This is a genomic window from Sphingomonas sp. (genome assembly GCF_042096255.1).
Classification (GTDB): Bacteria; Pseudomonadota; Alphaproteobacteria; order Sphingomonadales; family Sphingomonadaceae; genus Sphingomonas.
On record NZ_JBELLZ010000056.1, the window covers coordinates 1 to 23,285 of the forward strand.

At 68.8% G+C, this 23,285-nt stretch carries 20 protein-coding genes; 7 read left to right on the forward strand and 13 right to left on the reverse strand.

The genetic code is table 11. The annotated features are described in order from the left end of the window. Positions 1-83: 83 nt before the first annotated feature. From ACFDTH_RS11245 to ACFDTH_RS11280, 8 genes are all read right to left on the reverse strand, one after another. On the reverse strand, positions 84-452 hold the full coding sequence (locus ACFDTH_RS11245) for a BlaI/MecI/CopY family transcriptional regulator (protein WP_375287615.1): 369 nt from the start codon (positions 450-452) through the stop codon (positions 84-86). 315 nt (positions 453-767) lie between these two features. After that, positions 768-1,082, reverse strand: coding sequence for a Grx4 family monothiol glutaredoxin (grxD, locus tag ACFDTH_RS11250; RefSeq protein WP_375287616.1), 315 nt, complete (start codon positions 1,080-1,082; stop codon positions 768-770). A 30-nt stretch (positions 1,083-1,112) separates the two neighbouring features. Continuing rightward, positions 1,113-1,346: a BolA/IbaG family iron-sulfur metabolism protein gene (locus ACFDTH_RS11255; protein WP_375287617.1), complete on the reverse strand. Its 234-nt coding sequence runs from the start codon at positions 1,344-1,346 to the stop codon at positions 1,113-1,115. Between the two features lie 4 nt (positions 1,347-1,350). Then, positions 1,351-1,674, reverse strand: a complete 324-nt coding sequence (locus tag ACFDTH_RS11260) for a DUF1476 domain-containing protein (protein WP_375287618.1) — start codon at positions 1,672-1,674, stop codon at positions 1,351-1,353. Between the two features lie 68 nt (positions 1,675-1,742). Next, complete coding sequence (locus tag ACFDTH_RS11265; protein ID WP_375287619.1) at positions 1,743-2,744, reverse strand: NADPH:quinone oxidoreductase family protein; 1,002 nt, start codon at positions 2,742-2,744, stop codon at positions 1,743-1,745. After that, positions 2,707-3,336 carry a 3-isopropylmalate dehydratase small subunit gene (gene leuD, locus ACFDTH_RS11270; protein WP_375287620.1) on the reverse strand — a complete coding sequence of 210 codons (630 nt, stop codon included), beginning with the start codon at positions 3,334-3,336 and terminating at the stop codon, positions 2,707-2,709. The genes ACFDTH_RS11265 and leuD overlap by 38 nt, the downstream gene beginning before the upstream one ends. Before the next feature lie 133 nt (positions 3,337-3,469). Then, positions 3,470-4,897, reverse strand: a complete 1,428-nt coding sequence (gene leuC, locus ACFDTH_RS11275) for a 3-isopropylmalate dehydratase large subunit (RefSeq protein WP_375287621.1) — start codon at positions 4,895-4,897, stop codon at positions 3,470-3,472. A gap of 47 nt (positions 4,898-4,944) precedes the next feature. Next, positions 4,945-5,724, reverse strand: coding sequence for a sulfotransferase domain-containing protein (locus ACFDTH_RS11280; protein WP_375287622.1), 780 nt, complete (start codon positions 5,722-5,724; stop codon positions 4,945-4,947). A gap of 76 nt (positions 5,725-5,800) precedes the next feature. Between ACFDTH_RS11280 and ACFDTH_RS11285 the strand changes: the two genes are divergently transcribed. Then, a complete protein-coding gene (locus tag ACFDTH_RS11285) occupies positions 5,801-7,024 on the forward strand; it encodes an FkbM family methyltransferase (RefSeq protein ID WP_375287623.1) in 1,224 nt (407 codons plus the stop codon). A gap of 4 nt (positions 7,025-7,028) precedes the next feature. Here the strand turns inward: ACFDTH_RS11285 and ACFDTH_RS11290 are convergent, their stop codons facing one another. Together ACFDTH_RS11290 and ACFDTH_RS11295 are read right to left on the reverse strand one after the other, a co-directional pair. Then, positions 7,029-8,432, reverse strand: a complete 1,404-nt coding sequence (locus ACFDTH_RS11290; RefSeq protein WP_375287624.1) for an NAD(P)H-dependent flavin oxidoreductase — start codon at positions 8,430-8,432, stop codon at positions 7,029-7,031. Between the two features lie 75 nt (positions 8,433-8,507). Then, complete coding sequence (locus ACFDTH_RS11295) at positions 8,508-9,638, reverse strand: glycosyltransferase (RefSeq protein WP_375287625.1); 1,131 nt, start codon at positions 9,636-9,638, stop codon at positions 8,508-8,510. A gap of 113 nt (positions 9,639-9,751) precedes the next feature. Between ACFDTH_RS11295 and ACFDTH_RS11300 the strand changes: the two genes are divergently transcribed. From ACFDTH_RS11300 to ACFDTH_RS11310, 3 genes are all read left to right on the forward strand, one after another. Further along, a complete protein-coding gene (locus tag ACFDTH_RS11300) occupies positions 9,752-10,993 on the forward strand; it encodes a DUF2235 domain-containing protein (RefSeq protein ID WP_375287626.1) in 1,242 nt (413 codons plus the stop codon). A gap of 38 nt (positions 10,994-11,031) precedes the next feature. Then, the gene (locus ACFDTH_RS11305; RefSeq protein WP_375287627.1) at positions 11,032-11,703 is read left to right on the forward strand and encodes a glutathione S-transferase; all 672 of its coding nucleotides are present in this window, start codon (positions 11,032-11,034) and stop codon (positions 11,701-11,703) included. Between the two features lie 140 nt (positions 11,704-11,843). After that, positions 11,844-14,873 carry a carboxypeptidase regulatory-like domain-containing protein gene (locus tag ACFDTH_RS11310; RefSeq protein WP_375287628.1) on the forward strand — a complete coding sequence of 1,010 codons (3,030 nt, stop codon included), beginning with the start codon at positions 11,844-11,846 and terminating at the stop codon, positions 14,871-14,873. 429 nt (positions 14,874-15,302) lie between these two features. On the opposite strand, the gene ACFDTH_RS11315 is transcribed toward ACFDTH_RS11310, so the two are convergent. Both ACFDTH_RS11315 and ACFDTH_RS11320 read right to left on the reverse strand, forming a co-directional pair. Beyond that, a complete protein-coding gene (locus tag ACFDTH_RS11315) occupies positions 15,303-16,718 on the reverse strand; it encodes a glucoamylase family protein (protein WP_375287629.1) in 1,416 nt (471 codons plus the stop codon). A 10-nt stretch (positions 16,719-16,728) separates the two neighbouring features. After that, positions 16,729-17,694 (reverse strand): LacI family DNA-binding transcriptional regulator, encoded by a 966-nt coding sequence (locus tag ACFDTH_RS11320; protein WP_375287631.1) that lies wholly within the window; start codon positions 17,692-17,694, stop codon positions 16,729-16,731. A gap of 106 nt (positions 17,695-17,800) precedes the next feature. Here ACFDTH_RS11320 and bglX point away from each other — a divergent pair, with 106 nt between their 5' ends. Continuing rightward, positions 17,801-20,077 carry a beta-glucosidase BglX gene (gene bglX / locus ACFDTH_RS11325; protein ID WP_375287632.1) on the forward strand — a complete coding sequence of 759 codons (2,277 nt, stop codon included), beginning with the start codon at positions 17,801-17,803 and terminating at the stop codon, positions 20,075-20,077. On the opposite strand, the gene ACFDTH_RS11330 is transcribed toward bglX, so the two are convergent. Then, positions 20,061-21,347: an MFS transporter gene (locus ACFDTH_RS11330; RefSeq protein ID WP_375287633.1), complete on the reverse strand. Its 1,287-nt coding sequence runs from the start codon at positions 21,345-21,347 to the stop codon at positions 20,061-20,063. The genes bglX and ACFDTH_RS11330 overlap by 17 nt on opposite strands. A gap of 990 nt (positions 21,348-22,337) precedes the next feature. Between ACFDTH_RS11330 and ACFDTH_RS11335 the strand changes: the two genes are divergently transcribed. Next, positions 22,338-22,799: a hypothetical protein gene (locus ACFDTH_RS11335; RefSeq protein WP_375287634.1), complete on the forward strand. Its 462-nt coding sequence runs from the start codon at positions 22,338-22,340 to the stop codon at positions 22,797-22,799. After that, positions 22,796-23,285, forward strand: a 490-nt coding sequence (locus ACFDTH_RS11340; RefSeq protein WP_375287635.1) for a TorF family putative porin, incomplete at its 3' end; no start/stop codon positions are given. The genes ACFDTH_RS11335 and ACFDTH_RS11340, both read left to right, overlap by 4 nt.

Genomic DNA, 23,285 nt, shown 5'->3' on the forward strand with positions numbered 1-23,285 from the left:
CTCTTTGCTGCATGGTCATCACACCCAAAACTTTTCGCTGATAAATAATGGGGGCGCCCAGGCGAGCGTGGAGCCGAGCGCGCTCATTGCTTGAGCGCCTTCAGCAAGGCCTCGATCTCGGCAATGTCGCGGGGCGACAGTTCGTCGCGTTCGGCGAGATGCGCGACCAGCGGGGTCAGCCGGCCGCCGAACAGCCGGTCGATCAGACGGCGCGATTCGCCCGAAACATAATCGTCGCGCGGCACCACGGGCCGGTAGAGATAGCGCCGGCCATCTTCCTCATGCGCGATCGCGTTCTTGGCGAGCAGCCGGCCGAGCAGGGTCTTGACGGTGTTGGCGCTCCACCCCCGCTCGGGATCGACCCTTTCGACGACATCCTGGGCGGAGAGCGGGGCCTCGTCCCACAGCACCTCCATCACCGCATGTTCCGCGTCGCTGATGCGTTCGGCCACGACTCGTCTCCATAATGTCTACGGATGTAGTCGCACTGATTACGGGCGTAGTCAATCTAGCAGACGGCAGGGCGAGACGAGAAAGCGACGAGACCGATCGTGTCGGAAAACCTTACAGGTCGCCTGTGCGGCGGACCGGTTTCCGTCTGGGAAGGCACGGAAATCTGCCAGTTCCGAGAACTGGCACAGCGCCTGCTTACAGCGAAATGCAGGCGCATCGCAGCGCTTCAGCAGGGCGGGCTGGTCATGCCCCCCGGTCCCCACCCGACCGGCCCGCCCGCACCCGCCGAACCGGGCGAGCCAAGCCCGCCGGGATCAGGCCTTCTCGAACAGCTGCTTGAGCTCGCCGCTCTCGTACATCTCCATCATGATGTCCGATCCGCCAACGAACTCGCCGTCGACATAGAGCTGCGGGATCGTCGGCCAATCCGAATAGGCCTTGATGCCCTGGCGGATGCCCTGGTCCTGAAGCACGTCCACCGTCTCGAACGAAACGTCGAGATGCTGAAGGATCGCCACTGCCCGGCTGGAGAAGCCGCACTGGGGAAAGAGCGCGCTACCCTTCATGAACAGCACCACCGGGTGCTGCTTGACGATCGCATCGATGCGGGCGTTGGTGTCTTCGGTCATGGCGATCCCCTGCGGCATATCGGAAAGCCGCTACTTCGGGACGGCGGTGGTCAACTGCAAGGCATGGAGCACGCCGCCCATGCGCCCGCCGAGCGTGGCATACACCGCCTGATGCTGCTTCACCCGCGGCATGCCGGCGAAGGAGGCGCTGGTGACGCGTGCCGCCCAATGGTCGTTGTCGCCGGCCAGGTCGGTCATCTCCACCTCGGCATCGGGGATGCCGGCCCGGATCAGCGCCGCGATCTCGTCGCCACTCATCGGCATCGGATCACTCCGACTGCATCAGCTGGCGGCGCGCCTCCACGGTCTGCGCCTCCAGTGCGGCGCGCACCGCCGTCTCGTCGGTGTCGACGCCCGCGGCTGTCAGGTCGCCGACCAGCTTGCGGACGACGTCCTCGTCGCCGGCTTCCTCGAAATCGGCCTGGACCACCGCCTTGGCATAGGCGTCGGTCTCCTCCGGGGTCAGCTTCATCTGCGCCGCCGCCCACTGGCCGAGCAGGCGGTTGCGCCGCGCGGTGATGCGGAACGCCATCTCCTCGTCGCGCGCGAACTTGGTCTCGAAGGCACGTTCGCGGTCGTCGAAGGTGGTCATGGGGATTCCCGCTGATGGATTTGCCCCACGGATAGAGAAGCCGCCCGCGCGGCGCAACGCCGCGCCGGTCAGTCCGCGACGCGCACCACCAGCTTGCCGATCGCGCCGCGCCCCGCCATCTTGGCGATCGCGTCGCCGCCGCGTTCGAACTGGAACACCTCGGTGACGCGCGGCGCGATCCGGCCCTGCTGCCAAAGGTCGAACAGCTGCGCGATGTTCTGGCGGTTCCTCTCCGGCTCGCGCGCGGCAAAGGCACCCCAGAACACGCCGCACACGTCGCAGCTCTTGAGCAGAGTCAGGTTGAGCGGCAGCTTGGGGATGCCGGCGGGAAAGCCGATCACCAGATAGCGTCCTTCCCAGCCCATCGCGCGCAACGCCGGCTCGGCATAGTCGCCGCCCACCGCATCATAGACCAGCTGGTAGCCGTCCTTGCCGCCCTTGGCCTTGAACTGGTCTGCCAGCGCCTTGGACTCGTCCTTCGAAAACGGCGCGCGGCCATAGACGATCACGTCGTCCGCCCCCGCCTCGCGCACCGCCTGCGCCTTCTCCTCGCTGGATACCGCGCCGACCACGCGCGCACCGAACGCCTTGCCCAACTCCACCGCGGCAAGTCCGACGCCGCCCGCAGCGCCGAGCACCAGCAGGCTGTCGCCCTCCTTGATATGCCCGCGATCGACCAGCGCATGGATGGTCGTGCCATAGGTCAACAGCATCGACGCGCCCTCCTCGAACGAGCGCGCGTCCGGGATGGCGTAGATCTTGTCCGCCTTCATGACGAGCTTCTCGACCAGCCCGCCCATGCCGGTATTGCCCATCACCCGGTCGCCGGCCTTGAAGCCGGTGACGCCCTCACCGACACTTTCCACGACGCCTGCCACCTCGCCGCCCGGCGCAAATGGCCGAGGCGGCTTGAACTGATATTTGTCCTCGATCACCAGCACGTCGGGATAATTGATCGCGCAGGCCTTCACCGCGACCACGACTTCACCGGCGCCCGCCACCGGATCGGGCAGCTCGCCGATCTCCAGAGTTTCAGGTCCGCCCGGCGCCCTCGACAATAATGCTCGCATTTTGGCTCTCTCCCGCGATCCACGGGCGCTGCTCGCTCAGCATCGCCTCGTATTTCGAAATCGCGGTATCCTTTGCCAGCGTCAGGCCGATCTCGTCCAGCCCTTCCATCAGGCACTGGCGTCGGAACGGATCGAGTTCGAAAGGAAAGCGGTCCTGATAGGCGGTGGTGACCGTCATGGTTTCGAGGTCAACGGTGATCGGGCTGTCCTGCGCCACCTCGATCAGCCGGTCGATCGCTGCCTGCGGCAGCACCACGGTGACGATGCCGTTCTTGAAGGCGTTGCCCGAGAAGATGTCGGAAAAGCTGGGGGCGATCACCGCCTTGATGCCGAGGTCGCCCAGCGCCCAAGCAGCATGCTCCCGGCTGGAGCCGCAGCCGAAGTTATCGCCCGCGATCAGGATCGGGCTGCCGGCATAGCGCGGATCGTCGAAGATATTGCCGGGCTGCGCGCGCACCGCCTCGAACGCCCCGCAGCCAAGGCCCGCGCGGGTGATCGTCTTGAGCCAGTGCGCGGGGATGATCACGTCGGTGTCGACGTTCTTCTGACCCCAGGGATAGGCAGTGCCCTCGACGCGGGTGACGGGCTTCATGCGGTCAACGCGTCCGCGGCTTGATCGTCGCGGCGGCCGGCTTGGCGATCGCGGCATAGGCGGCCACGCCGCTCAGCACCGAACCTGCAACCAGCAGCACCAGAACCTTCTTCATAGTCGCGACCCCTTCTTCTTACGCCATCAACTCGCGCACGTCCGCCAGCCGGCCGGTCACCGCCGCGGCTGCCGCCATCGCCGGCGAGACCAGATGGGTGCGCGCCCCTGGTCCCTGACGCCCGACGAAGTTCCGGTTGGAGGTGGAGGCGCAGCGCTCGCCCGCCGGCACCTTGTCCGGGTTCATCGCCAGGCACATCGAACAGCCCGGCTCGCGCCACTCGAACCCCGCCTCCACGAAGATGCGGTCCAGCCCCTCGGCCTCGGCCTGGCGCTTGACCAGTCCCGAGCCCGGGACGACCAGCGCACGCACCCCATTGGCCACATGCCGGCCACTGGCAATCGCGGCGGCGGCGCGCAGGTCCTCGATCCGGCTGTTGGTGCAACTGCCGATGAAGACGTGCTGGACGGGCACGTCCTGCATCCGCATGCCCGGCGCCAGCCCCATGTAGTCGAGCGACTTGCGCGCGGCCGCCTGTTTCGACGGATCGGCGAAGCTCTCGGGATCGGGCACCACGTCGGTGATCGACACCACGTCCTCCGGGCTCGTCCCCCAGGTCAGCGACGGCGCGATCTCGGCCGCGTCGATCACCACGCTGCGGTCGTAGCGCGCGCCCGAATCGGTCGCCAGCGACCGCCACCAGGCGACCGCCTCGTCCCAGGCCGCCCCGGTTGGCGCCATCGGCCTGCCCTTGAGATAGGCAAAGGTCGCCTCGTCGGGCGCGATCAGGCCGGCGCGTGCGCCAGCCTCGATCGACATGTTGGCGACGGTCAGCCGCCCCTCGATCGACAGGCCGCGGATCGCCGAGCCGGTATATTCGATGACATAGCCGGTACCGCCCGACGCGCCGAGCTTGCCGACGATTGCCAGCACCACATCCTTGGGCGACACGCCGTGCCCCAGAGTGCCCTCGACCCGAACCTCCATCGTCTTCGACTGCTTGAGCAGCAGCGTCTGAGTGGCGAGGACGTGCTCGACCTCGCTTGTGCCGATGCCGAAGGCGAGCGCGCCAAGCGCGCCGTGCGCGGAGGTGTGGCTGTCGCCGCAGACCATGGTGGTGCCCGGCAGGGTGAAGCCCTGTTCCGGCCCGACGACATGGACGATCCCCTGCTCGGGCGCGAGCGCGTCGATATAGGGCACGCCGAACTCGGCGACGTTGCGGCGGAGCGCGGCGAGCTGGGTGGCGCTGTCGGGATCGGCGATCGGCAGCTCGCGGCCCGCCGCATCGACGCGGGGCGTGGTCGGGACATTGTGGTCCGGCACCGCGAGCGTCAGATCGGGCCGGCGCACGCGGCGCCCTGCGGCGCGAAGTCCCTCGAATGCCTGCGGGCTGGTCACCTCATGGACGAGGTGGCGATCGATGTAGATGAGGCAGGTGCCATCGTCGCGACGCTCGACGACATGCGCGTCCCAGATCTTTTCGTACAAAGTGCGCGGCTGAACCATGATGGCCGCGCATTAACCCAGATGATTCCGGAACGAAACAGGCTGTTTCAGCTGTCCGGCGCGGCGCCCGTGGGGCGGCGCATCGCCCGCCCCGCCTCCGCCAGCGCGTCGCCCACCAGCCTCCGGTTGAACGGGCGGTCGTGCTCGGCGCCATAGCCGAGCGCGCGCATCGCATCGCCGTGCGCGGTCCAGAACAGGGCCGGGCAGCGCTTCTCGACCAGGGCGATCCCTGGCGCATCACTGCCGACGCTGAAGAAATCGGGGCTTACCCGGCGCAGGTCCTCGAACCCCAGGTCGAAACCGCGCTGCGGCGTGCAGCCCAGGAACCGGCCGATCTCCTCGATCAGCGCGGCATCCGTCCGGATCACCCGTTCGAAGCGCAGCAGCAGAGTGGGCGCGGTGCGGCGGCGCCAGCGCGCGGTGAGGTGGCTCCAGTGCGGCAAAGGTGCCGGCGCGCTGACGATCTGCTCCAGCAGCATCTCCTGCCCCGCGAAGGTGCGGCGATATCTCTGGTAGGAGGCCATGGCCGCGCGTCCATCGCGCACCAAAACGATCGCAGGCTCGTCTCCCGCCGGCGGAGCGCCGTGGGTCTTCACGATCACCGTGCCGGGCAGCGCACGGGCGTGGGTGGTGAAGGCCTCCTCGTCCATCGCCTGCGTCTCCGGCATGCCACCCGCCGGGGGAAGGAGGCCACCGCAGCCCTCCCTTCCCGTCACCACCCGCCCGCCGGGTTGGAGCGAGGGGACCGGGAGCCCGAAGACATGGCTCAGCAGGATCCGCATCAGCGTGTTGCCGGAACGCGGATAGGAGGCGAGCCAGACGATCATGGCGACCGGAGTTCTGGCTTTCGCGCCGGGGGTGGTCAAGCTACGGCCGGAGAGGTCCGGGAGGGAGATCACCTGCGTGAGCGACATCGCCGACCCGCTGGATGCGGCCCGCGCCGAGCACCTCGGCTTCCTGCTGCGAGCCATGGCGCTGGAGCGCAAAGGGCTGGCCGTGCTCCTGCTCCAGGATCCGCCCGGCATGGCCGGCTGGTGGGAAGCGCAGGGCGCGCGGGTCACCGTCGCCGCACCGTCCGATCTGCGCCGCGGCCCTAAGGCGTCCGGGCGAGGGCATCACATCGTTCACGCCGTGGAGCCGTTCCACGGCGACGATCCTCCCGCAGACACGCTGCGCACGCTGGCGAGCATGGCGCGGCGGGCGGTGATCCTGGAGGTCGACTTTGCCGCCGCGCTGCCCGCCGGCGCGCGCGACCGATCCCGGCTGTTCGAGCGGGCGGGTGCGGTCCTGCCGCATCTCTATTGCCCCAGCGTCCAGCCCGATCATCCCGCCTTTCCGCGCAGCTGGTCCGCCGATCGGTTGGGCCGCACGGTGTGGGTGGCGACGCGCAAGCCGCTCGCTAACCCGCTGTTCTTCACGACCCTGCTCGATCGCGCCGTGTCACGGGCGGGCGGCGCCAGCGGGGATGCGGCCACGCTCGCTCGCGCGTTGCGCTCGCTGCGCATTGCCAACGTCCTCGATGTCGGTGCGAACCTCGGCCAGTTCGCAACCCGCACGCGCGCGGACGGTTTCGACGGGCCGATCGTCTCGTTCGAGCCGCTCACCGCCGCCCTGCCGGCGCTGCGCCGGGCGGCGGCGGCGGACGGCAGCTGGCAGGTGCACGGCGTCGCGCTGGGCGCCGAGGACGGCGAACGGACCATCAACATCGCCGCCAACAGCTGGAGCAGCTCGCTGCTGGAGGCGCTGCCCGAGACGTTGGCCGCCGAACCGATGATCGGCGCGGTGGCGCAGGAGACGATAACGGTGCGCCGACTGGACACGATCTGGCCGGAGATCGCGCCGCGGCTCGCCCCCGGGCCGACCCTGCTCAAGATCGACACGCAGGGCTTCGAGGACGCGGTGCTCGATGGCGCCGCGGCAAGCCTGACGCAGGTGGACGCGGTGCTGATGGAATGCGCGCTGGTGCCCAGCTACGCTGGCGCGCCGCCGATGGAGGCGATGATCGCTCGCCTGCGCTCCGCCGGCTTCAGCCCTGTCTGGCTGCAGCCGGGCTGGGGCGACGATGCCACCGGGCAGGTGTTCGAATGCGACATGCTGTTCGCCCGGACACCGAGACTGGCGGCCTGATGCGTCAATCCCCGGTCAGGATGCGATCCACCAGCTGCTTCACCGTGGGCACGAAACCGTTCGAATAGAAGGGATCGCGCTTGAAATTATAGGCGGCATGGCCCGCGAACATCAGGTTCGCCTCGGTATCCCCGCCGTGCGCGATCTCCTGGAGCGTCTTCTGGATGCAGAAGCTGCGCGGGTCCGCCAGCCGCCCGGTCGAGTTGGTCTCGGTATCCGCCCAGCTGGAGAACAGGCACTGGCTGAGGCAGCCCATGCAGTCCGCCTGGTCCTTGCGGATCTCCTGCTTCTCCTGAGGGGTCACGAACACCAGGGTGTTGTCCGGCGTCTTCAGCGCATCGGTGAAGCCGTGGCCGAACCATTCGCGCGCGCGCAGCAGATCGTTGCGGGTGACCCAGAAGTTCTTGCCCTTCACCCCCACGTCGAGCTGGAAGACATGGTCCCCCGCCTCCTGGGTGGAAAAGGCGATCTGGCGATCGGAGCGCGCTTCCAGGCTGCGCAGGAACGGGTTGCGCACCGCGGAGGAATAGAAGCCGGTCGGCGAGAAGCGGTGAAGGAGGACGTCGCCCTCCTCGATCGTCATCAGCCGCTCCTTCCACGCGTCCGGGATCGGGCTTTCCTTGGTGAGCAGCGGCCGGGTGCCATATTGGAAGGCGATCTGGCCGAGCTCGGGATTGTCGATCCAGTCGTTCCAGTCGCGCAGGTACCAGACGCCGCCGGCCATGATGATCGGCGTGGTATCGGGGATACCGCCCTCGCGCATCGTCTCGCGCAGCGCCTTCACCCGGGGATACGGGTCCTCGGGCTTGAGCGGGTCCTCGGCATTGCTGAGGCCGTTGTGCCCGCCGGCGAGCCACGGGTCCTCATAGACCACCGCGCCCAGCAGCTCCGAGACCTTCGAATAGGCGCGCTTCCAGAGCGCGCGGAAGGCACGGCCCGAGCTGACGATGGGCAGGTAATTGACGTTGTATGACGCCGCGATCTCGGACAGCTTGTAGGGCATGCCCGCGCCGCAGGTGACCCCTGCGACCAGCCCACGGGTCCGCTCCAGCACACCGTGGAGCACGCGCTGTGCGCCGCCCATCTCCCAGAGCACGTTGATGTTGATCGCGCCCTTGCCGCCGGCGATCTCCCAGGCACGCTGCACCTGCTGCACCGCGCCCTCGATCGCGTATTGGATCAGTTCCTCGTGCCGGTCCCGCCGGGTGAGCGCGCGATAGATCTGCGGGACAATCCGGCCTTCGGGATCATAGCTGTCCGCATTGACCGCCGAGACCGTGCCGATCCCGCCCGCCGCCGCCCAGGCGCCCGCCGAAGCGTGATTGGTCGCGGCGACGCCCTTGCCCCCTTCGACGAGCGGCCAGACTTCGCGACCGTTGTAGAGGATCGGCTTCAGGCCCTTGAACACGGTATCGGATCACTTTCGAACGGACGGAATATGCCGCTATAGCGCAACACGGCGGTCAAGCGAGGAAATACCGAGCTAGGCGAGGGTTCCCGGCTTTCGCATCGCGCCCTCGTACAGCGCGGCATAGCGGGCGATCATTACGCCCTCGTCATATTCCGCGCGCGCCTTGGCCTGGTTAGCCGCACCCACCCTCGCGCGCGCCTCCGGATCGTCAAGCAGCGACTGGATCGCATCGCGCAGTCGCACCTCGCCGCCATATTCGGTGATATAGGGTGCGTTCTCGGGCGAAAGCATGCGCGGCACGTCGCCCACCGGCAGCGCCGCGACCGGCAGGCCAGCCGCCATCGCCTCGACCACGTTGATCGGGAATTGCTCGGAACGCGAGGAAACGGCGAGCAGGTCGAAGTGGCGCATGAACTCGTAGGGGCGCAGCAGGAAGCCGGGGGTGAGTACCTGGTCGTCAAGGTCCATCGCCGCGGCCTGCTGGCGGATCGCGTCGCGCTCGGGCCCCTCCCCCACAATCACGAGCCGGAACCGGCCGGAGAGGCCGCCGGCGGCGCGGACCAGGGTGGGATAGTCCTTCACCGCGCGCAGGCCCCCGACCGCGCCGATCACCACCTCGCCGGGGCGGCGGGTGAAGCCGGGGATCGCCTTGGGGTGCGGCGGCTTGGCATACAGGCCGGTGGCGATGCCGTTGACGATGCGGTGGACGCGCGCGCGCGGCTGCTTCCAGGTGCGAAGCGCGATGCCTTCCAGCGTCTCCGAGGGCACCACCAAAGCATGCGCGGCGGTCAGGGCGATGCGGCGGTAGAGGTTGCGCTCGCGCTTGAGCCCGCCCGCCTCGTCCTCGTTGAACCCGTCCTCGTGATGCACCACCGGCGGCGCGCCGCGCCCGAACACCCGCCGCGCCATCACCCCGTCGATCGCGCCCCAGTTATAAGTGAGCACCAGATCGAAGCGGCGCATGAAGCGCGCGATCGCCTCGTAGCGCGCGACCGAGGGCCTGCCGGTGAGCGGCGGCGGGTTCTGCGCGATCTCCCAGGCGACGCCGCGGTCGATCCGCTCGCGCGCGCCGTACGCATCAGGCACCGAGGAGACGATGGTGTGGCGCGCGCGGCTGCCGAAGGCGTTCATCAGCCGGACGGCGCGCGCTTCCTTGCCGCCCAGGTCGAAGGTCGAGTGGAGGTGCAGGATCGAGACCGGCATCGTGCGCCGGGGCGTAGTGGCACCGGGATTGATCCGCAACGGCGGGGTGCGCTTGCGGTGTTGGAGCGAGCGTGAAACCCTCGGGCACGACGCGACTCGGGGGAGCGGCGGCGATGAAGAAGTTCGCGATCTTCTGCGACGGCACCTGGCAGAGCCTGCGCAACCCGCAAGCGACAAATGTGGTCAAGCTGGCGCGCAGCGTCGCCGCCACGTCTGCCGCGGGCGATCCGCAGCCGATCTACTACGACGAGGGCGTCGGCGTCGGATCGAACGTGTCGCGCGTCACCGATGCGCTGACCCGGTGGATCGGCGGCGCATTCGGGCGCGGGCTGGATGCCAAGATCGAGCACGCCTATCGCTTCCTGGTGCTCAACTACGAGCCGGGGGACGAGATCTACGTCTTCGGCTTCAGCCGCGGCGCCTATACCGCGCGCAGCTTGTGCGGGCTGATCCGCAAGTGCGGCATCCTGCGGCGCGACTGTTTCGGCGTGATCCCCGAAGCGATGCGGCGCTATCGCGACGCCGTCCATCCCGACGACCCCGATATGATCGACTGGCGCGGCCGGCATACCTATGATCTCGCCACCGGCACCCAGGACCAGGCGGCGCTGGGCGTTTCCGACGCAGCGGCGGCCGCCGCGCGCGCGACCCAGCAGACGCGCGCACAGCTCTACCAATATCGCCCGCAGAGCTACCGCATCGCCTTTGCCGGCATCTGGGACACGGTCGGCTCGATGGGCATCCCCCGCCGCTTCGATCCGTTCGGCATCTACAAGCGGCACCAGTTCCACGACCTGCGCGGCTCCTCCTTGGTGTCGAGCATCCGCCACGCGGTTGCGGCCAACGAGCAGCGCGAGTTCTTCGATGTCACGCCGTACGAGAATATCGACGCGCTCAACGTCGGATGGGCGGAGGCGACCGGGTGGAACTGCACCGATCCCCTCAGCGGCGATTACGTGCCCTATGCGCTGCGCCCCTATCAGCAGCGCTGGTTTCCGGGCGACCACGGCTCGGTCGGCGGCGGCAACGAGGATGACGCCTTGTCGAATCTCGCGCTGCGCTGGATCGCCGAGGGTGCGCGCTGGGCGGGGCTGACCTTCTCCGACGAGCAGGACCTGCCGCTTGCCCAGGCGCTGGGGCAGAGCGTGCCGGCCGGCGGACTGGGCCGCCATGGCGCGATTGCCCTGCCCAAGGGCCCGACCCGCGCGGCGGGCCCCGATGCGCCGGACGAAATCTCGGACGAGGCCTGGACGCGCTGGCGGATCGACCCGGCCTATCGCTCTGCCAACCTGCTCCGCTGGCTGCCCGAGCGGACCGAAGCCGCCCCCGCCCCGCCCGCCTTCCCCGCCGCCTGACCTTGCACCCGGCCGGCGCGCCGCTACACGGGCGGGCCATGAAGCTGATCATCGGCAACAAGGCCTATTCGTCCTGGTCGCTGCGCGGCTGGCTCGCCTGCCGCCAGTCGGGCCTGCCGTTCGAGGAAGTCGTGGTGCCGCTCTACGACGACGATTGGGACCGGCGGCGCGAGGGCGCGGAGTTCGCGCCCTCCTCGGGCAAGGTGCCGATCCTGTGGGACGGCGACGTGGTCGTCTGGGACAGCCTGGCGATCGTCGACTTCCTCGCCGACCGGGTCGGGCGCGCGCGCTTCTGGCCCGAGGACGAGTTGGCGCGGGCGATGGCGCGCTCGATGGCGGCGGAGATGCATTCCAGCTTCGCCGCGCTGCGCCGCAAGCACAGCATGAACATCCGCCAGGCCTTCCCGGCGCAGCAGCCCGAAGCCGACGTGTTCGCCGATCTCGCCCGCATCGTCGAGCTGTGGGCGGAGGCGCGCGCGCGGTTCGGCGGGGGCGGCGACTTCCTGTTCGGCGATTTCGGCGCGGCGGACATCATGTTCGCGCCGGTGTGCACCCGGATCGTCACCTACTCCCTGCCCGTGCCGCGCTTCGCCGCCGCTTATGTCAACGCGGTACTGCGTCACCCCTTCCTCCAGGACTGGATCGCCGCGGCGCAGGAGGAGGATTGGGTGATCGAGCAGTTCGAGCGCCCGCCCGCCGCCACCGACTGAGCGGTGTAGCCGCCGTGCAACACTCGGCAGCAAAGTCGGTACGCGCAAGGACCAAATTCTCTCCGGAGCGTTGCGCGCGCCCGCACCGGCTAATGGTGCCAACATGTAACCGGTTACACCCGGTCCTCAGGAGGGGTTCCATGCTCAACAGGATCATCACCCGCGTCGGCTTCGCCCGGGGCGCTTCCGCGCTGGCGATCGGCGTCGCCATCGCCGCCGCCCCAGCCGCTTATGCGCAGACCACCACCGCCTCGCTGCGCGGCCAGGTGCGCGACGCCGCGGGCGCCCCGGCGACCGGCGCCACCGTCACCGCCACCAACACCGGCACCAACCAGGCCTATCGCGCCACCAGCGACGCGCGCGGCTCGTTCACCATCACCGGCCTGCGCCCCGCCACCTACAGCGTGGTCGTGACCGGCGCGAATGGCGAGACCTTCACCCAGCAGGTGGTGGTCTCGATCGGCCAGGCGGCAACGCTGGACGTGACTTTGGGCGCCGCCGCGCCGGACGCGGGCGGCACGCCGGGCGAGGAGGTCACCGCCGGCGGCGGCTCGACCGAGGGCGACATCGTCGTCACCGCCAACCGCCTGGTCGAGACCCGCACCAGCGAGATCGCCACCAACGTGACGCAGGAGCAGATCCGCGTCCTGCCGCAGACCGACCGCAACTTCCTGACCTTCGCCGCACTGGCGCCGGGCGTGAAGTACAACGACAGCGAGACGGACAAGAGCTTCACCTCCGGCGCCTCGACCGCCAGCCAGGTGAACGTGTTCATCGACGGCGTCAGCCTGAAGAACAAGCTGCGCGAAGGCGGCGTCGCCGGCCAGCAGAACAGCCGCGGCAACCCCTTCGGCCAGCTGGCGGTGCAGGAGTTCCGCGTCCTCACGCAGAACTACAAGGCGGAGTATGAGCAGGCCGGCGCCGCGATCATCACTGCGGTGACCAAGAGCGGCACCAACGAATTCCACGGCGAGGTCTTCGGGCAATATACCGACAAGGGTTTGAGCCAGAAGAGCTACATCAACATCCGCGACGGCGATCCCGAACCCGCGTTCGAGCGCAAGCAATATGGCGCCTCGCTGGGTGGTCCGATCATCAAGGACAAATTGTTCTTCTTCGCCGCCTACGAGGGCAATGATCAGGACCGCGCGTTCAGCGTCAATCCTAGCCGTACCGCGAACGCCGACGCGATCAACGAGTTCGAGCAGTTCTCGGGCCGGCAGCTGAGCGATTTCGAGGGCGCGTTCGTCAGCCCGTTCCGCGGTGACTTCTACTTCGGCAAGCTGACCCTGACCCCGGATGACAACCAGGTCTTCGATCTGTCGTTCAGCCGGCGTGAGGAAACCGACATTCAGGGCTTCGGCGGCACCGTCAGCTACGAGAATGCCGAGAACAAGCGCAACAAGATCGATACGTACCTGTTCAAGTGGACCTACACCGGCGAGAGCTTCATCAACGAAGTGAACGTCAACTTCCTCGATTACACGTTCAATCCGGTGTCGATCAATCCGGACCTGCCAACCTTCGACTATGCAGGCGTGATCGTGTTCGGCGGCAAGGACTCGACCCGTCGCGAAACGCAGAAGAGCTACACGCTGCGCGACGATTTCACCTATACGGGGTTCGACAATCACGCGATCAAGCTGGGCGCACGTGTCGAGATCACCGATATCGAGTTCATCAACAATGCATACATCCAGCCGCGGTACACCTTCAACCGCGAGGACCAGGCCGGAACTCCGGACGATCCGACCGACGATCTGACCTTCGCCTTCCCGTCGGAAGCGCGGCTGGGCCTGGGCAATGGCCGCATCTACGGCTCGAACACACAGGTCGGCCTGTATGCGCAGGACGATTGGGACGTGACCGACCGGTTGCAGCTGAACTTCGGCGTGCGCTGGGACATCGAGACCAACGCCAAGAACAACCAGTTCCGCACGCCGGCCGGCGCGGCGGCGGCGCTGCGGTCGCTGCCGACGACCGACTTCTTCAATCCCGAGAACTACATTTCCACCGGCAGCAATCGCAAGCCGTTCGGCGGGGCGATCGCGCCGCGCTTCGGCTTCTCGTGGGACATCAAGGACGACCAGAGCACGGTGATCTTCGGCGGTGCGGGCCGCTATTACGATCGCAACAACTTCAACAACACGGTGGACGAGCTCAGCCGCACGATCAATCCGGTCGGCGTGTTCCGCTTCTCCCCAGAGGGCACGCCGCGCAACGGCCTGCCGACGGTCGCCTGGGACCCGCGCTACCTGACCCGCGACGGCCTGCTGTCGCTGGTGTCGACCAACCCCGAGACCGGCCTGCCCGAACTACTGGCGACCAAGAACAACACCAAGCCGCCGGTCAACGATCAGCTTTCGCTGGGCGTGCGCCAGCGCGTGGGCATCTTCCAGGCGTCGGTCACCGCGTCCTACCAGCGCGGCCGCAACGGCTACACCTACTTGTTCGCCACTCGGCGGGATGGTGGCGTCGGCGCCTGCTGCGATGATGCGCTGCTCGCCGGGGTGCGGGCGAACGGCTATTCGAACGTGCTGATCGGCTATGATGGGCTCGATACGCGCTACAAGGCGCTCTATTTCACTCTCGACAAGGCCTATACCAAGTCTAGTGGATGGGGGATCAACCTCGCCTATACTCTCGGCAAGGGCGAGAAGAACGGCGGCGACCTGTTCAGCCTCGACGAGGTGACGCCCGACGATTACGGCTGGCGCCCCAACGTCGGTGACGAGCGGCACCGGTTGGTACTGTCCGGCATCGTCGACCTGCCGCTCGGCTTCCAGTTCTCGACGCTGACGACACTGGGCAGCGGCCAAGCCTACAACGTCGTCGACACCACCGCCGGTACCGATCCGGGTCAGCGCGAGTTCACCGTCGGCTATCCGGAGAAGAACTGCATCAAGGGCGTTTTCGCCTATTGCGAGGTCAACCTGACGCTCGCCAAGAAGTTCGCGGTGTTCGGCGGCGGCGACAATCTGGAGTTCGCGGTGGACGTGCTCAACGCGTTCAACAACAAGAACTTCGCCGGCTTTGACGAGGGCGTGAACAACCGTCTGAATGACCAGGGCGAGATCACCGACCCGCTGGAAGCGCCGAATGCGGAGAATGCATCGCGCCTGCTCACCCTGCCGCGGCGCATCCAGTTCCGCGTGGGCTACCGGTTCTAGGCCGCGCTCCGACCCCCATCCCGTCACCCCGGGCTTGACCCGGGGTTCCGCTTCTCTCCCCACCGGGAGAAGACAGCGGGGCCCCGGCTCAGGACCGGCGTGAGGGAAGGGCGAGGCAGACGTAGCCGGGCCCATCCGGTTCGACCGCACGTTCGCTTTCCTACAGGCCCAGCACCTGCTATTGTCCCGGCTCAGGCTCTTTCCAGCGTCCAGACACCCGTCTCCCGCTTGATCCCGCAAGCGGCGCGCGCGTGTGCGTCTTTTTCCGCAAACGCCGCTCCGCCCTCCGGCCCTCATCGCCGAGGGTGTAAAGTTAGTGTCAACTTCCGAAGGACCCGGCCCCGCGCCGGCCCTCGGTAAAGCGCCGCGCGCCAACCCGGAACAGCTTCGGGGTGGCGCCTCTTAATGCGGCGTTCGGGGGCAACCGGCCTACGAGACCAGCCACCCCCCGGTGAAGCCCGCGCGCTCCAGCCCGCGGCGGATCACCGGCGAGTTGCGCATCGTCTTCCAGATCATCTCGTCGCGGTAGTTTGCCGCGGCCCCCAGGATCGGGCCCTGGTCGATCCCCAGGTAATCCTCCGCCACCCAGCCGTGGCGCTTGTCGACCGAGCCGGTCTGCACCTTTTGGTCGGTATAGCGGAAGCTGGGATTGAAGCTGTCGAGAAAGCCGTATTTGCCGTACAGCCGCGGCACCTTGCGCAGCGCGCGCGCGGCGGGGATCACCACCTCGGGCGCGAAGGCGAGGCTGCCGAGCGCCGCTGTCGGCGCGATCGTCCCGTCGTCGCGCTCGTCGGGCTGGCCGATCGGGCCACGCGCGGCATAAGCGAAGAACTCGCGGGTCTCGCCCTTGAACGGCAGCTTGAACCCGCCCGGTCCGTCGCAAGCGGTAAGGCCCCAGATGTGCTTCGAATAGCCGTCCCACTTCATCGGATTGAGCGTGCAATATTGCCGCTGGGCGAGCACCGCGCGGCGCGAGTTCTCGAAATAGTCGAAGCCGGCGCCGCGCATCGTCACGTCTTGGATGCCGCGGAAGTCGATCCACATGTGGCTGTACTGGTGGCCGAACAGCGGGCCGAAGCCGAGGTGCCGCGTCGGCCCCTCGCCGCGCCAGTAGCGCGGATAGGGCGCGGTCCACGCGCTCCACGCATCGTCGGGCAGCGGCCGCCGGGTAGCGCCGAGCCCGAGGATGTAGACCATCATCCCCTCGTTATACCCATCCCAGTTGCGCGCGATGAAGCCCTTCACCGGATCCCAGCCCATCGACACCGCCAGTTCGCCGCGCTGGAACCAGGGCCAGTCCGCCCGGTCGACGATCGCCGCAGACAGCCGCCGGATCTCCGCTTCGGCAGGGTCGTTGCGGTCATACCATTGCCCGGCGAACAGCATGCCCAGGAACAGCAGGCTCGAATCGACGGAGGACAGTTCGGTCTCGCGGAACCGCGTGCCCGTCTTCATGTCGAGGAAATGGTAGAAGAAGCCGCGGTGCCCGGTCATGCCGGTGCGGTCGTCGCCCATCGGCGCATTATCGAAAAAGCGCAGGGTGGTGAGCGTCAGGTCGCGCGCCTCCTCCCGCTTGATCCAGCCGCGCGCGACGCCGATCGGATAAGCGGTGAGCCCGAAGCCGACCGCGGCGATGCTGGCGAAGGAGGGCGTCGGCCAGCGATCGGGCACCAGGCCGTTGGCCTTGTTCACCGTTTCCCAGAAGAAGTTAAAGGTGCGCCGCTCGATATCGGCATAGAAGCCGGGCAGCGACTTCTTGCCATCGGCGGCGAGCGCGGGGCCGCCGGCGAGCAGGCCGCCGCCGAGCAGCGCCGATCGGGTAAGGAATGTGCGGCGGTCGATCATGGCGGCTCCTTCAGGTGGTGGTACGGGCGACCAGGGTCGCGGGGATGCGCAGGTCGGCGGGCGCGGCGGCCGCGCCCTGGGCCTCGTCGAGCACCAGCGCGGCAGCGCGGGCGCCCATCTGTGCGATGTCAATGCGAATGGTGGTGAGCCCCAGGTGGCGGGCGAGCGGCACGTCGTCGAACCCCGCCACCGCGACTTGGCCGGGCACGGCGATGCCCGCCTCGCGCAAGGCGGTGAGGGCGCCGAACGCCATCTGGTCGTTGGCGGCGAACACCGCGTCGAACTCCGCGCCCTCAGCGAGGAAGGCGCGGATCGCCTCGGCGCCGGACTCCTCCTGGAAGTCGCCGGCCACGACCCGCTCGGGCGCGCCGGCGAGCGCGGCGCGATAGCCGGCCAGACGCTCGCGCGCGTCGATGTTGCCCGCGGCGCCGGCGATGTGGACGATCCGGCGCCGCCCGCTCCCCAGCAGGTGCCGGGTCATCGCCGCGGCGCCGCCATGGTTGTCGACGCTGAGGCCGGTGCGGCCGGGCAGCGCGCGGCTGTTGATCAGCACGGTGGGCGGGCGCTCGGGGATCGCGGCGGCGAGCGCGGGCGTGTCGATCTGCGGCGCCATCACCACCAGCGCGTCGACCAGCCCGCGCATCGCCCGGATCGCCTGCGCGGCAAGATCGGCGTCGGCGTGGATGTTGGAGAGCAACAGGTGATAGCCGCGCGCGCTGGCCTCGCGGTCGAGCCCGCGGACCAGTTCGGAGAAGAACTCGCCGTGCAAATCGGGCAGCACCACGCCGATCGCGTGGCTTCTGGCGGTGGACAGGCTGCGCGCACCGGCATGGGGGACATAGCCGAGCGAGGCGGCGGCGGCGGCGATGCGCGCGCGCGTCTCCGGATGCACGCTCGCCGCGCCGTTCAGCGCCCGCGACACCGAGGCGACGGAAACCTGCGCCACGCGCGCGACATCACGAATAGTGGCGGCCATGCTGCGTTCTTGCCATGCGACCGGGTGATCGACCATTGTCATCCTCTGCCCGGCTCGCTTATGTAACCGGTTACATAGAGCTGCAAGACCCACAGGGGAGGTTTCAATGTCCGACACCCGCATCTCGCGCCGCGCAGCGCTGCTCGGCGCCGGCGCGGTCGCCGCATGGCTGGCGAGCCCGGCGCGCCCGCTGCTCGCCCAGGCGGCTCGTTGGGAAGTGCCTGCCTCGGTGGACGCGCTGATCGCGAAGATGACGCTGGAGGAAAAGGCCGGACAGCTGACGCTGAACGCCGCCGCCTGGGCGGGCGGCGTCGCGGTGCAGCTCAACCCGGCGGGCGCGGCGGGCAATTTCGACGCGCAGCTCGCCGATGCGGTGGCCGGCAAGCTGACCGGCGTGTTCAACGGCAACGGCGCCGAGATGGCGAAGCGGATGCAGACCGCGGTGATGGGGGGCAGCCGGCTCAAGATCCCGCTGATCTTCGCCGCGGACGTGATCCACGGCCATCGCACGATCTTCCCGGTGCCCGTTGCCGAGGCGGCGAGCTTCGAGCCCGAGCTCGCCCGCCGCACCGCGCGTGTCGCCGCGGTGGAGGGCGCGGCGGCGGGGCTGGACTGGACCTTCTTCCCGATGGTGGACGTGTCGCGCGACCAGCGCTGGGGGCGGACCATGGAGGGCGCGGGCGAGGACCCGCGGCTGGGCAACCTGTTCGCCGCCGCGCGGGTCAAGGGCTTCCAGGGCGACGACCTGACCGCCGCGGACGCGATGATGGCGTGCGTGAAGCATTTCGCCGCTTATGGCGCCGCCGAGGCGGGGCTGGACTATAACAGCGTCGAGATGTCCGAGCGGACTTTGCGCGAGGTGTACCTGCCGCCCTACAAGGCGGGGCTGGACGCGGGCGCGATGAGCGTGATGGCCTCGTTCAACGAGATCAACGGCGTGCCCAGCCACGGCAATCCCTGGCTGCTGCGCACCCTGTTGCGCGACGAATGGGGCTTCAAGGGCTTCGTGGTGGGCGACTACACCGGCGACGAGGAGATGATCGCCGCGGGCTTTGCCGCCGACCGCAAGGATGCGGCGCGGATCGCCTTCCTCGCGGGCGTCGACATGGCGATGCAGAGCAACATGTATGCCGAGCATTTGCCCGCGCTGGTGCGCGAGGGCGCGGTGCCCGAGACGCGGGTGGATGAATCGGTCCGCCGCGTGCTGGCGGTGAAGCATATGCTGGGCCTGTTCGACGATCCCTTCCGCCGCATCGACACCAAGCGCGAGAAGGCCTGCTCGCGCCTGCCCGCGCATCTGGCGCTGAGCCGCGAGGCAGGGCGCAAGTCGATCGTGATGCTCAAGAACGACGGCGACCTGCTGCCGCTCGCCAAGGGGCGCAAGGTGGCGATCGTCGGCCCGTTCGCGAGCGGGCAGCATGATCTGAACGGCCCCTGGGTGGTCTATGGCGACAATGCGCAGGCGGTGGACCTCGCCGCCGGCGTGCGCGCGGTGGTCGGCGCTGGCAACGTCAGCGTCGCGAAGGGCTGCGAGGTGGACACGCCGATCTCCGGCGGGATCGAGGCGGCGGTGGCGGCGGCGCAGGCGGCGGACGTGGTGCTGCTGGCGGTCGGCGAGAACGAGGGGATGTCGGGCGAGGCGCAATCGCGCACCGAAATCGTCGTTCCGCCTGCGCAGATGGCGCTGGCCGAGGCGGTGGCGGCGACGGGCAAGCCGATCGTGGTGGTGCTCAAGAACGGCCGCGGCCTGGCGCTGGAGGGCGCGGTCAAGGACGCGCCGGCGATCCTGGTGACCTGGTTCCTCGGCTCGGAAAGCGGGCATGCCATCGCCGACGTGCTGTTCGGCGCGCATTCGCCCTCGGGCCGCCTGCCGCTGAGCTTCCCGCACGAGAGCGGGCAGGAACCGTATCATTATGCCCACAAGATGACCGGGCGGCCGGCGAAGAGCCTGGAGGAGACGTACAAGGCCAAGTACCGGACCGCGCTCAACGAGGCGCTCTATCCGTTCGGCCATGGCCTGACCTATGGCAAGGTGGACTATTCGGCGCTCCAACTGCCCGCTACCATGGCGGCGAACGGCTCGCTGGAGGTGAGCGCCACCGTTACCAACTCGGGCACACGCGCCTGCGAGGAGGTGGTGCAGCTGTACGTGCGCGATCCGGTGGCGAGCCTCACCCGGCCGGTGCGCGAGCTGAAGGCGTTCCGCAAGGTGGCGCTGGCGCCGGGCGCGCGCGAGACGGTGCGCTTCACCTTGCGGCGGCAGGACCTGGAGTTCCTGGGCGCGGACCTCAAGCCGACCGTGGAGCCGGGCAAGTTCGAGCTGTGGATCGCCCCTTCCGCGCAGGCACCGGGCGTGTCGGGGAGCTTCACGCTGACGGCGTGAGATCCCGCAGCGCGCGCGCGTGCGCGCCGCGGCGCAGCGGATTGGCGAGCATCGCGGCGACGCCGAGCAGCAGGAAGGCGAAGGGCAAAGCGGCCAGAGTGGCGCGCAGCCCTTCGACGCCAAGCCCGTCGGCGGCTGCGAGCCACCAGCCGAACAAAGCCGTCGCCGCGCCGCCGGCGAGCCGCTGGATCAGCATCGCGAGCCCCGCCGCGGTGCCCTCCAGCCGCAGGCCGCCAGCGCGCTGGCCCCATTCCACCGTGTCGGGCAGCAAGGCCCAGAAGGCGAAGTGCAGGCCGACGGTGGCGACCTGCATCGCCATCAGGAACGCCTGCGTGCCGCCGCTGCCCGGCCCGGCGATCATGAACCAGCCGAGCAGCGCCAGCGCGAGGCCGGAGGCCCAGAACCACACCGCCCGCGCCCCTGCCCTGCGGCCGAGCGCGGTCCAGAGCGGCACCGCGACCGCGCTGGTCGCCATCATCGTCGCCAGCGCCAGCCGCCCGCCCGCCTCGTCCGCCAGCGCATATTTGAAGAAGTAGAGCACCGAGGCGCCGATCAGCCCGGTGGCGACGATCATCGCCGCCATCGCCGCGGCGAGCGTGACGAAGGCGCGGTTGCGGACGATGCCGGCGAGCGCGGCGCGAAGCGACGGCGGCGGCGGCGCGGATGGCAGCGGCGCCGCGACGAAGCGCCAGCCGACCACGGCGATCGTCAGCCCCGCCAGCACCGCCGCGCCGATCGCCGCAATGCGGTAGCCGAGTGGCGCGGTGGCGAGCGCGACGGCGACCGCGGCAAGCGTACCGGCGAGCATCCGCAGCCCGGCGACCAGCGCGCGGTCGCGGCTGTCGGCACTCACCCGCGCGGACAGCGCGACATAGGCGAGGTTGACTGTCGCATAGCCGGTGCGGAACAGCAGCTGGACGCCAAGCACCCAGGCGAGCGCCGCCACACCGCTGCCCGGCGCCGGCAGCCAAAGCAGCACGAAGGCGCACGCCAGCGGCACCGCGCCCCGCGTGAGCACCCGCCGATACACCGCGCCCGATGCGCGCCGGTCGAGCAGCAGCCCGGCGACGAAGCCGACCATCCCGTCCCACACCGTCGCCGCAGCAAACGCCGTCGCAGCGAGCGCCAGCGGCAGGCCCAGCACCTCCGTCTGGTAGAACAGCAGGTAGAGCGCCACCGGCTGCCACAGGAGGTTGAAACCGAAGTCCCCGGCGGCAAACAGCGCCAGGCGCCGCGCCGGCTGGCGCTGGGATCGCTGGCGATGGCTCACGTGGCCCCATAGCCCGGCGGAACGACGAAAGGGAGACTGGGAGCGAAAGGTTTTGAGGAGCCGTTGGCGCGGGGGCGACGATCAAAGGAGCGCCTCGCTCCTTCAAATGGAACAGCTGCGATCTGCCCGCAAACGCCTCCGTCCGGTGGCTTGCAGGGACTTCGGAAGTTGACACTAACTTGACACCGTCGGCGACAGGCGCGCGCCAGAGCCGGACATCGGGTCAGGATCAGCGCCCCGCTCGCGGGACGAGCGCGCGCATGCTCCGCCTGCCGGATCAGGCGAATGTCGGGTGTTTGGACGATGGAAAGAGCCGGAGTCTGGACCATACCATTTCGCGAGGCGTGTAGGACAGCGAAGATTGCCGGCGAAGAATCGGACGGTCAGAAAGCGCCCATTTGCGGACGTGACAAACGGGAGTAAGTTGCTTTGATGACACAGGTTGCCTCGCCCGCTCCGGCACAGAAAGGTGGAAGCGCTGCTTCGGCTTACCTTCACCCTTATGCGTGCTTCCGGTGTCGTAAGAGTTTCAAGCGAGCAAGTCGCATTGAGGCCGTCCTTCCATGCCCTGAATGCGGCGGTCCGAGCATAGGACTAACTCGAAAGTTCAAGCCCCCGAAACGATCCGATGAGCGGCAGTGGAACAAGGTCGAGGCTTTGGTGCGACACGGCTTTCTATTTTGGAGCCTTGGCGAGCCTTACCCAGACACTCTCAACGAGGTTGAGGCATTCGCTTAAAGACACGCTGGCTTTATCGCGCGGGAACGTGCCAGATATCCGGAAGCCTACCGCCAGATCGAAGCCGCGCTGGCGTCGCCCGCCGACTGACCAACCTCCGCTATCCCCCGCAGTCGGTCATGCAACACGACCGCGCCCTGTAGCAAAGCGTTGCCGTTGCAACGGTTCTGCCCGCCACGCATTGCCATGGATGCCGGCGCTGCCGGCAGCGCCACCGGCCAGAATGGGTCGGGGCACCGCATGGAGGTTGACATGGCAAAAACAGGACTGGCCGGGCTGGTGCTCGGCACGGTTGCGGCCGCGGCATTGGCCGGGCCGGGCGCGGCGATGGAGCATAGCGTGCGGATCGATCACGCGAGCGGCACGACCGAGGTGCACTATCGCGGCGACGTGGATGTGGTGCACAGGCAGGTCGGCGCGGTGGCGCCGGGCGGGCGCGCGTCGACGCTGAGCTGCCGGTGGAAGGCGAACGTCTCCGTCACGCGCGAGGCGCGGCATGCCTCGGGCTCGACGATGACGCGCGCGATCGAGGGGGCGCGGGCGATCGAGGGCGCGCGCGCGGGCTGGTGCAGCACGCAGCGCGACGCGATCGCGCAGGAGGTCGCCCAACGCACCGAGGCGATGCGCGCGCATCTGCTCGCCACCGCGGCGGAGGATCATCCGGTGCTGATGGCCGAGATCGAGCGGCTGCACGGATCGACCCGGACCGGATGACGTATCGGATGATGGCGGCGGCCGCGCTTGCGGTCGCCGGGCCGGCCTGGGGACAGGCCGCGCCCGTGGTCGGCGTCGAGGCCGCCACCGAGGAGAGCCGCCGCGGGCTGAGCTGGAGCGACGGGCGCGCCGCGGTATCCGCCGACGTGTTCGCGTCGCTCGGCGCGCTGGAGGGATCGGCGCGGGTGACGAGCCTGCGCGATGCCGCGCGCCATGGCGGCGCCGAGGCGGTGGCGGACCTGGGGATCGGATCGAGCTGGGAGCTGGGCGGCGTTACCCTGGGCGCGCGCGGCACCGCGCACCTGTTCGCCGGGGCGCGGCGCGACATGGACTATGGCGAGGTGACCGGCGACCTCGCCTATAGCTATGGCCCGCTGCGGCTGGTCGCGGGGGCAAGCTATGCCCCGCACCAGGATGCGATCGGCGGCAGCAACCTGTATTTGTCCGCCGATGCGAGCGCGGGCATCCCGACGACGCCGGTGACAC

What these genes read in the sequence shown, in the direction of transcription:
- grxD (WP_375287616.1), bottom strand. Translation starts at nt 1,082, where the DNA reads ATGACCGAAGACACCAACGCCCGCATCGATGCGATCGTCAAGCAGCAC.
- ACFDTH_RS11255 (WP_375287617.1), bottom strand. Translation starts at nt 1,346, where the DNA reads ATGCCGATGAGTGGCGACGAGATCGCGGCGCTGATCCGGGCCGGCATC.
- ACFDTH_RS11260 (WP_375287618.1), bottom strand. Translation starts at nt 1,674, where the DNA reads ATGACCACCTTCGACGACCGCGAACGTGCCTTCGAGACCAAGTTCGCG.
- ACFDTH_RS11265 (WP_375287619.1), bottom strand. Translation starts at nt 2,744, where the DNA reads ATGCGAGCATTATTGTCGAGGGCGCCGGGCGGACCTGAAACTCTGGAG.
- leuD (WP_375287620.1), bottom strand. Translation starts at nt 3,336, where the DNA reads ATGAAGCCCGTCACCCGCGTCGAGGGCACTGCCTATCCCTGGGGTCAG.
- leuC (WP_375287621.1), bottom strand. Translation starts at nt 4,897, where the DNA reads ATGGTTCAGCCGCGCACTTTGTACGAAAAGATCTGGGACGCGCATGTC.
- ACFDTH_RS11280 (WP_375287622.1), bottom strand. Translation starts at nt 5,724, where the DNA reads ATGATCGTCTGGCTCGCCTCCTATCCGCGTTCCGGCAACACGCTGATG.
- ACFDTH_RS11295 (WP_375287625.1), bottom strand. Translation starts at nt 9,638, where the DNA reads ATGCCGGTCTCGATCCTGCACCTCCACTCGACCTTCGACCTGGGCGGC.
- ACFDTH_RS11300 (WP_375287626.1), top strand. Translation starts at nt 9,752, where the DNA reads ATGAAGAAGTTCGCGATCTTCTGCGACGGCACCTGGCAGAGCCTGCGC.
- ACFDTH_RS11305 (WP_375287627.1), top strand. Translation starts at nt 11,032, where the DNA reads ATGAAGCTGATCATCGGCAACAAGGCCTATTCGTCCTGGTCGCTGCGC.
- ACFDTH_RS11310 (WP_375287628.1), top strand. Translation starts at nt 11,844, where the DNA reads ATGCTCAACAGGATCATCACCCGCGTCGGCTTCGCCCGGGGCGCTTCC.
- ACFDTH_RS11315 (WP_375287629.1), bottom strand. Translation starts at nt 16,718, where the DNA reads ATGATCGACCGCCGCACATTCCTTACCCGATCGGCGCTGCTCGGCGGC.
- ACFDTH_RS11320 (WP_375287631.1), bottom strand. Translation starts at nt 17,694, where the DNA reads ATGGCCGCCACTATTCGTGATGTCGCGCGCGTGGCGCAGGTTTCCGTC.
- bglX (WP_375287632.1), top strand. Translation starts at nt 17,801, where the DNA reads ATGTCCGACACCCGCATCTCGCGCCGCGCAGCGCTGCTCGGCGCCGGC.
- ACFDTH_RS11335 (WP_375287634.1), top strand. Translation starts at nt 22,338, where the DNA reads ATGGCAAAAACAGGACTGGCCGGGCTGGTGCTCGGCACGGTTGCGGCC.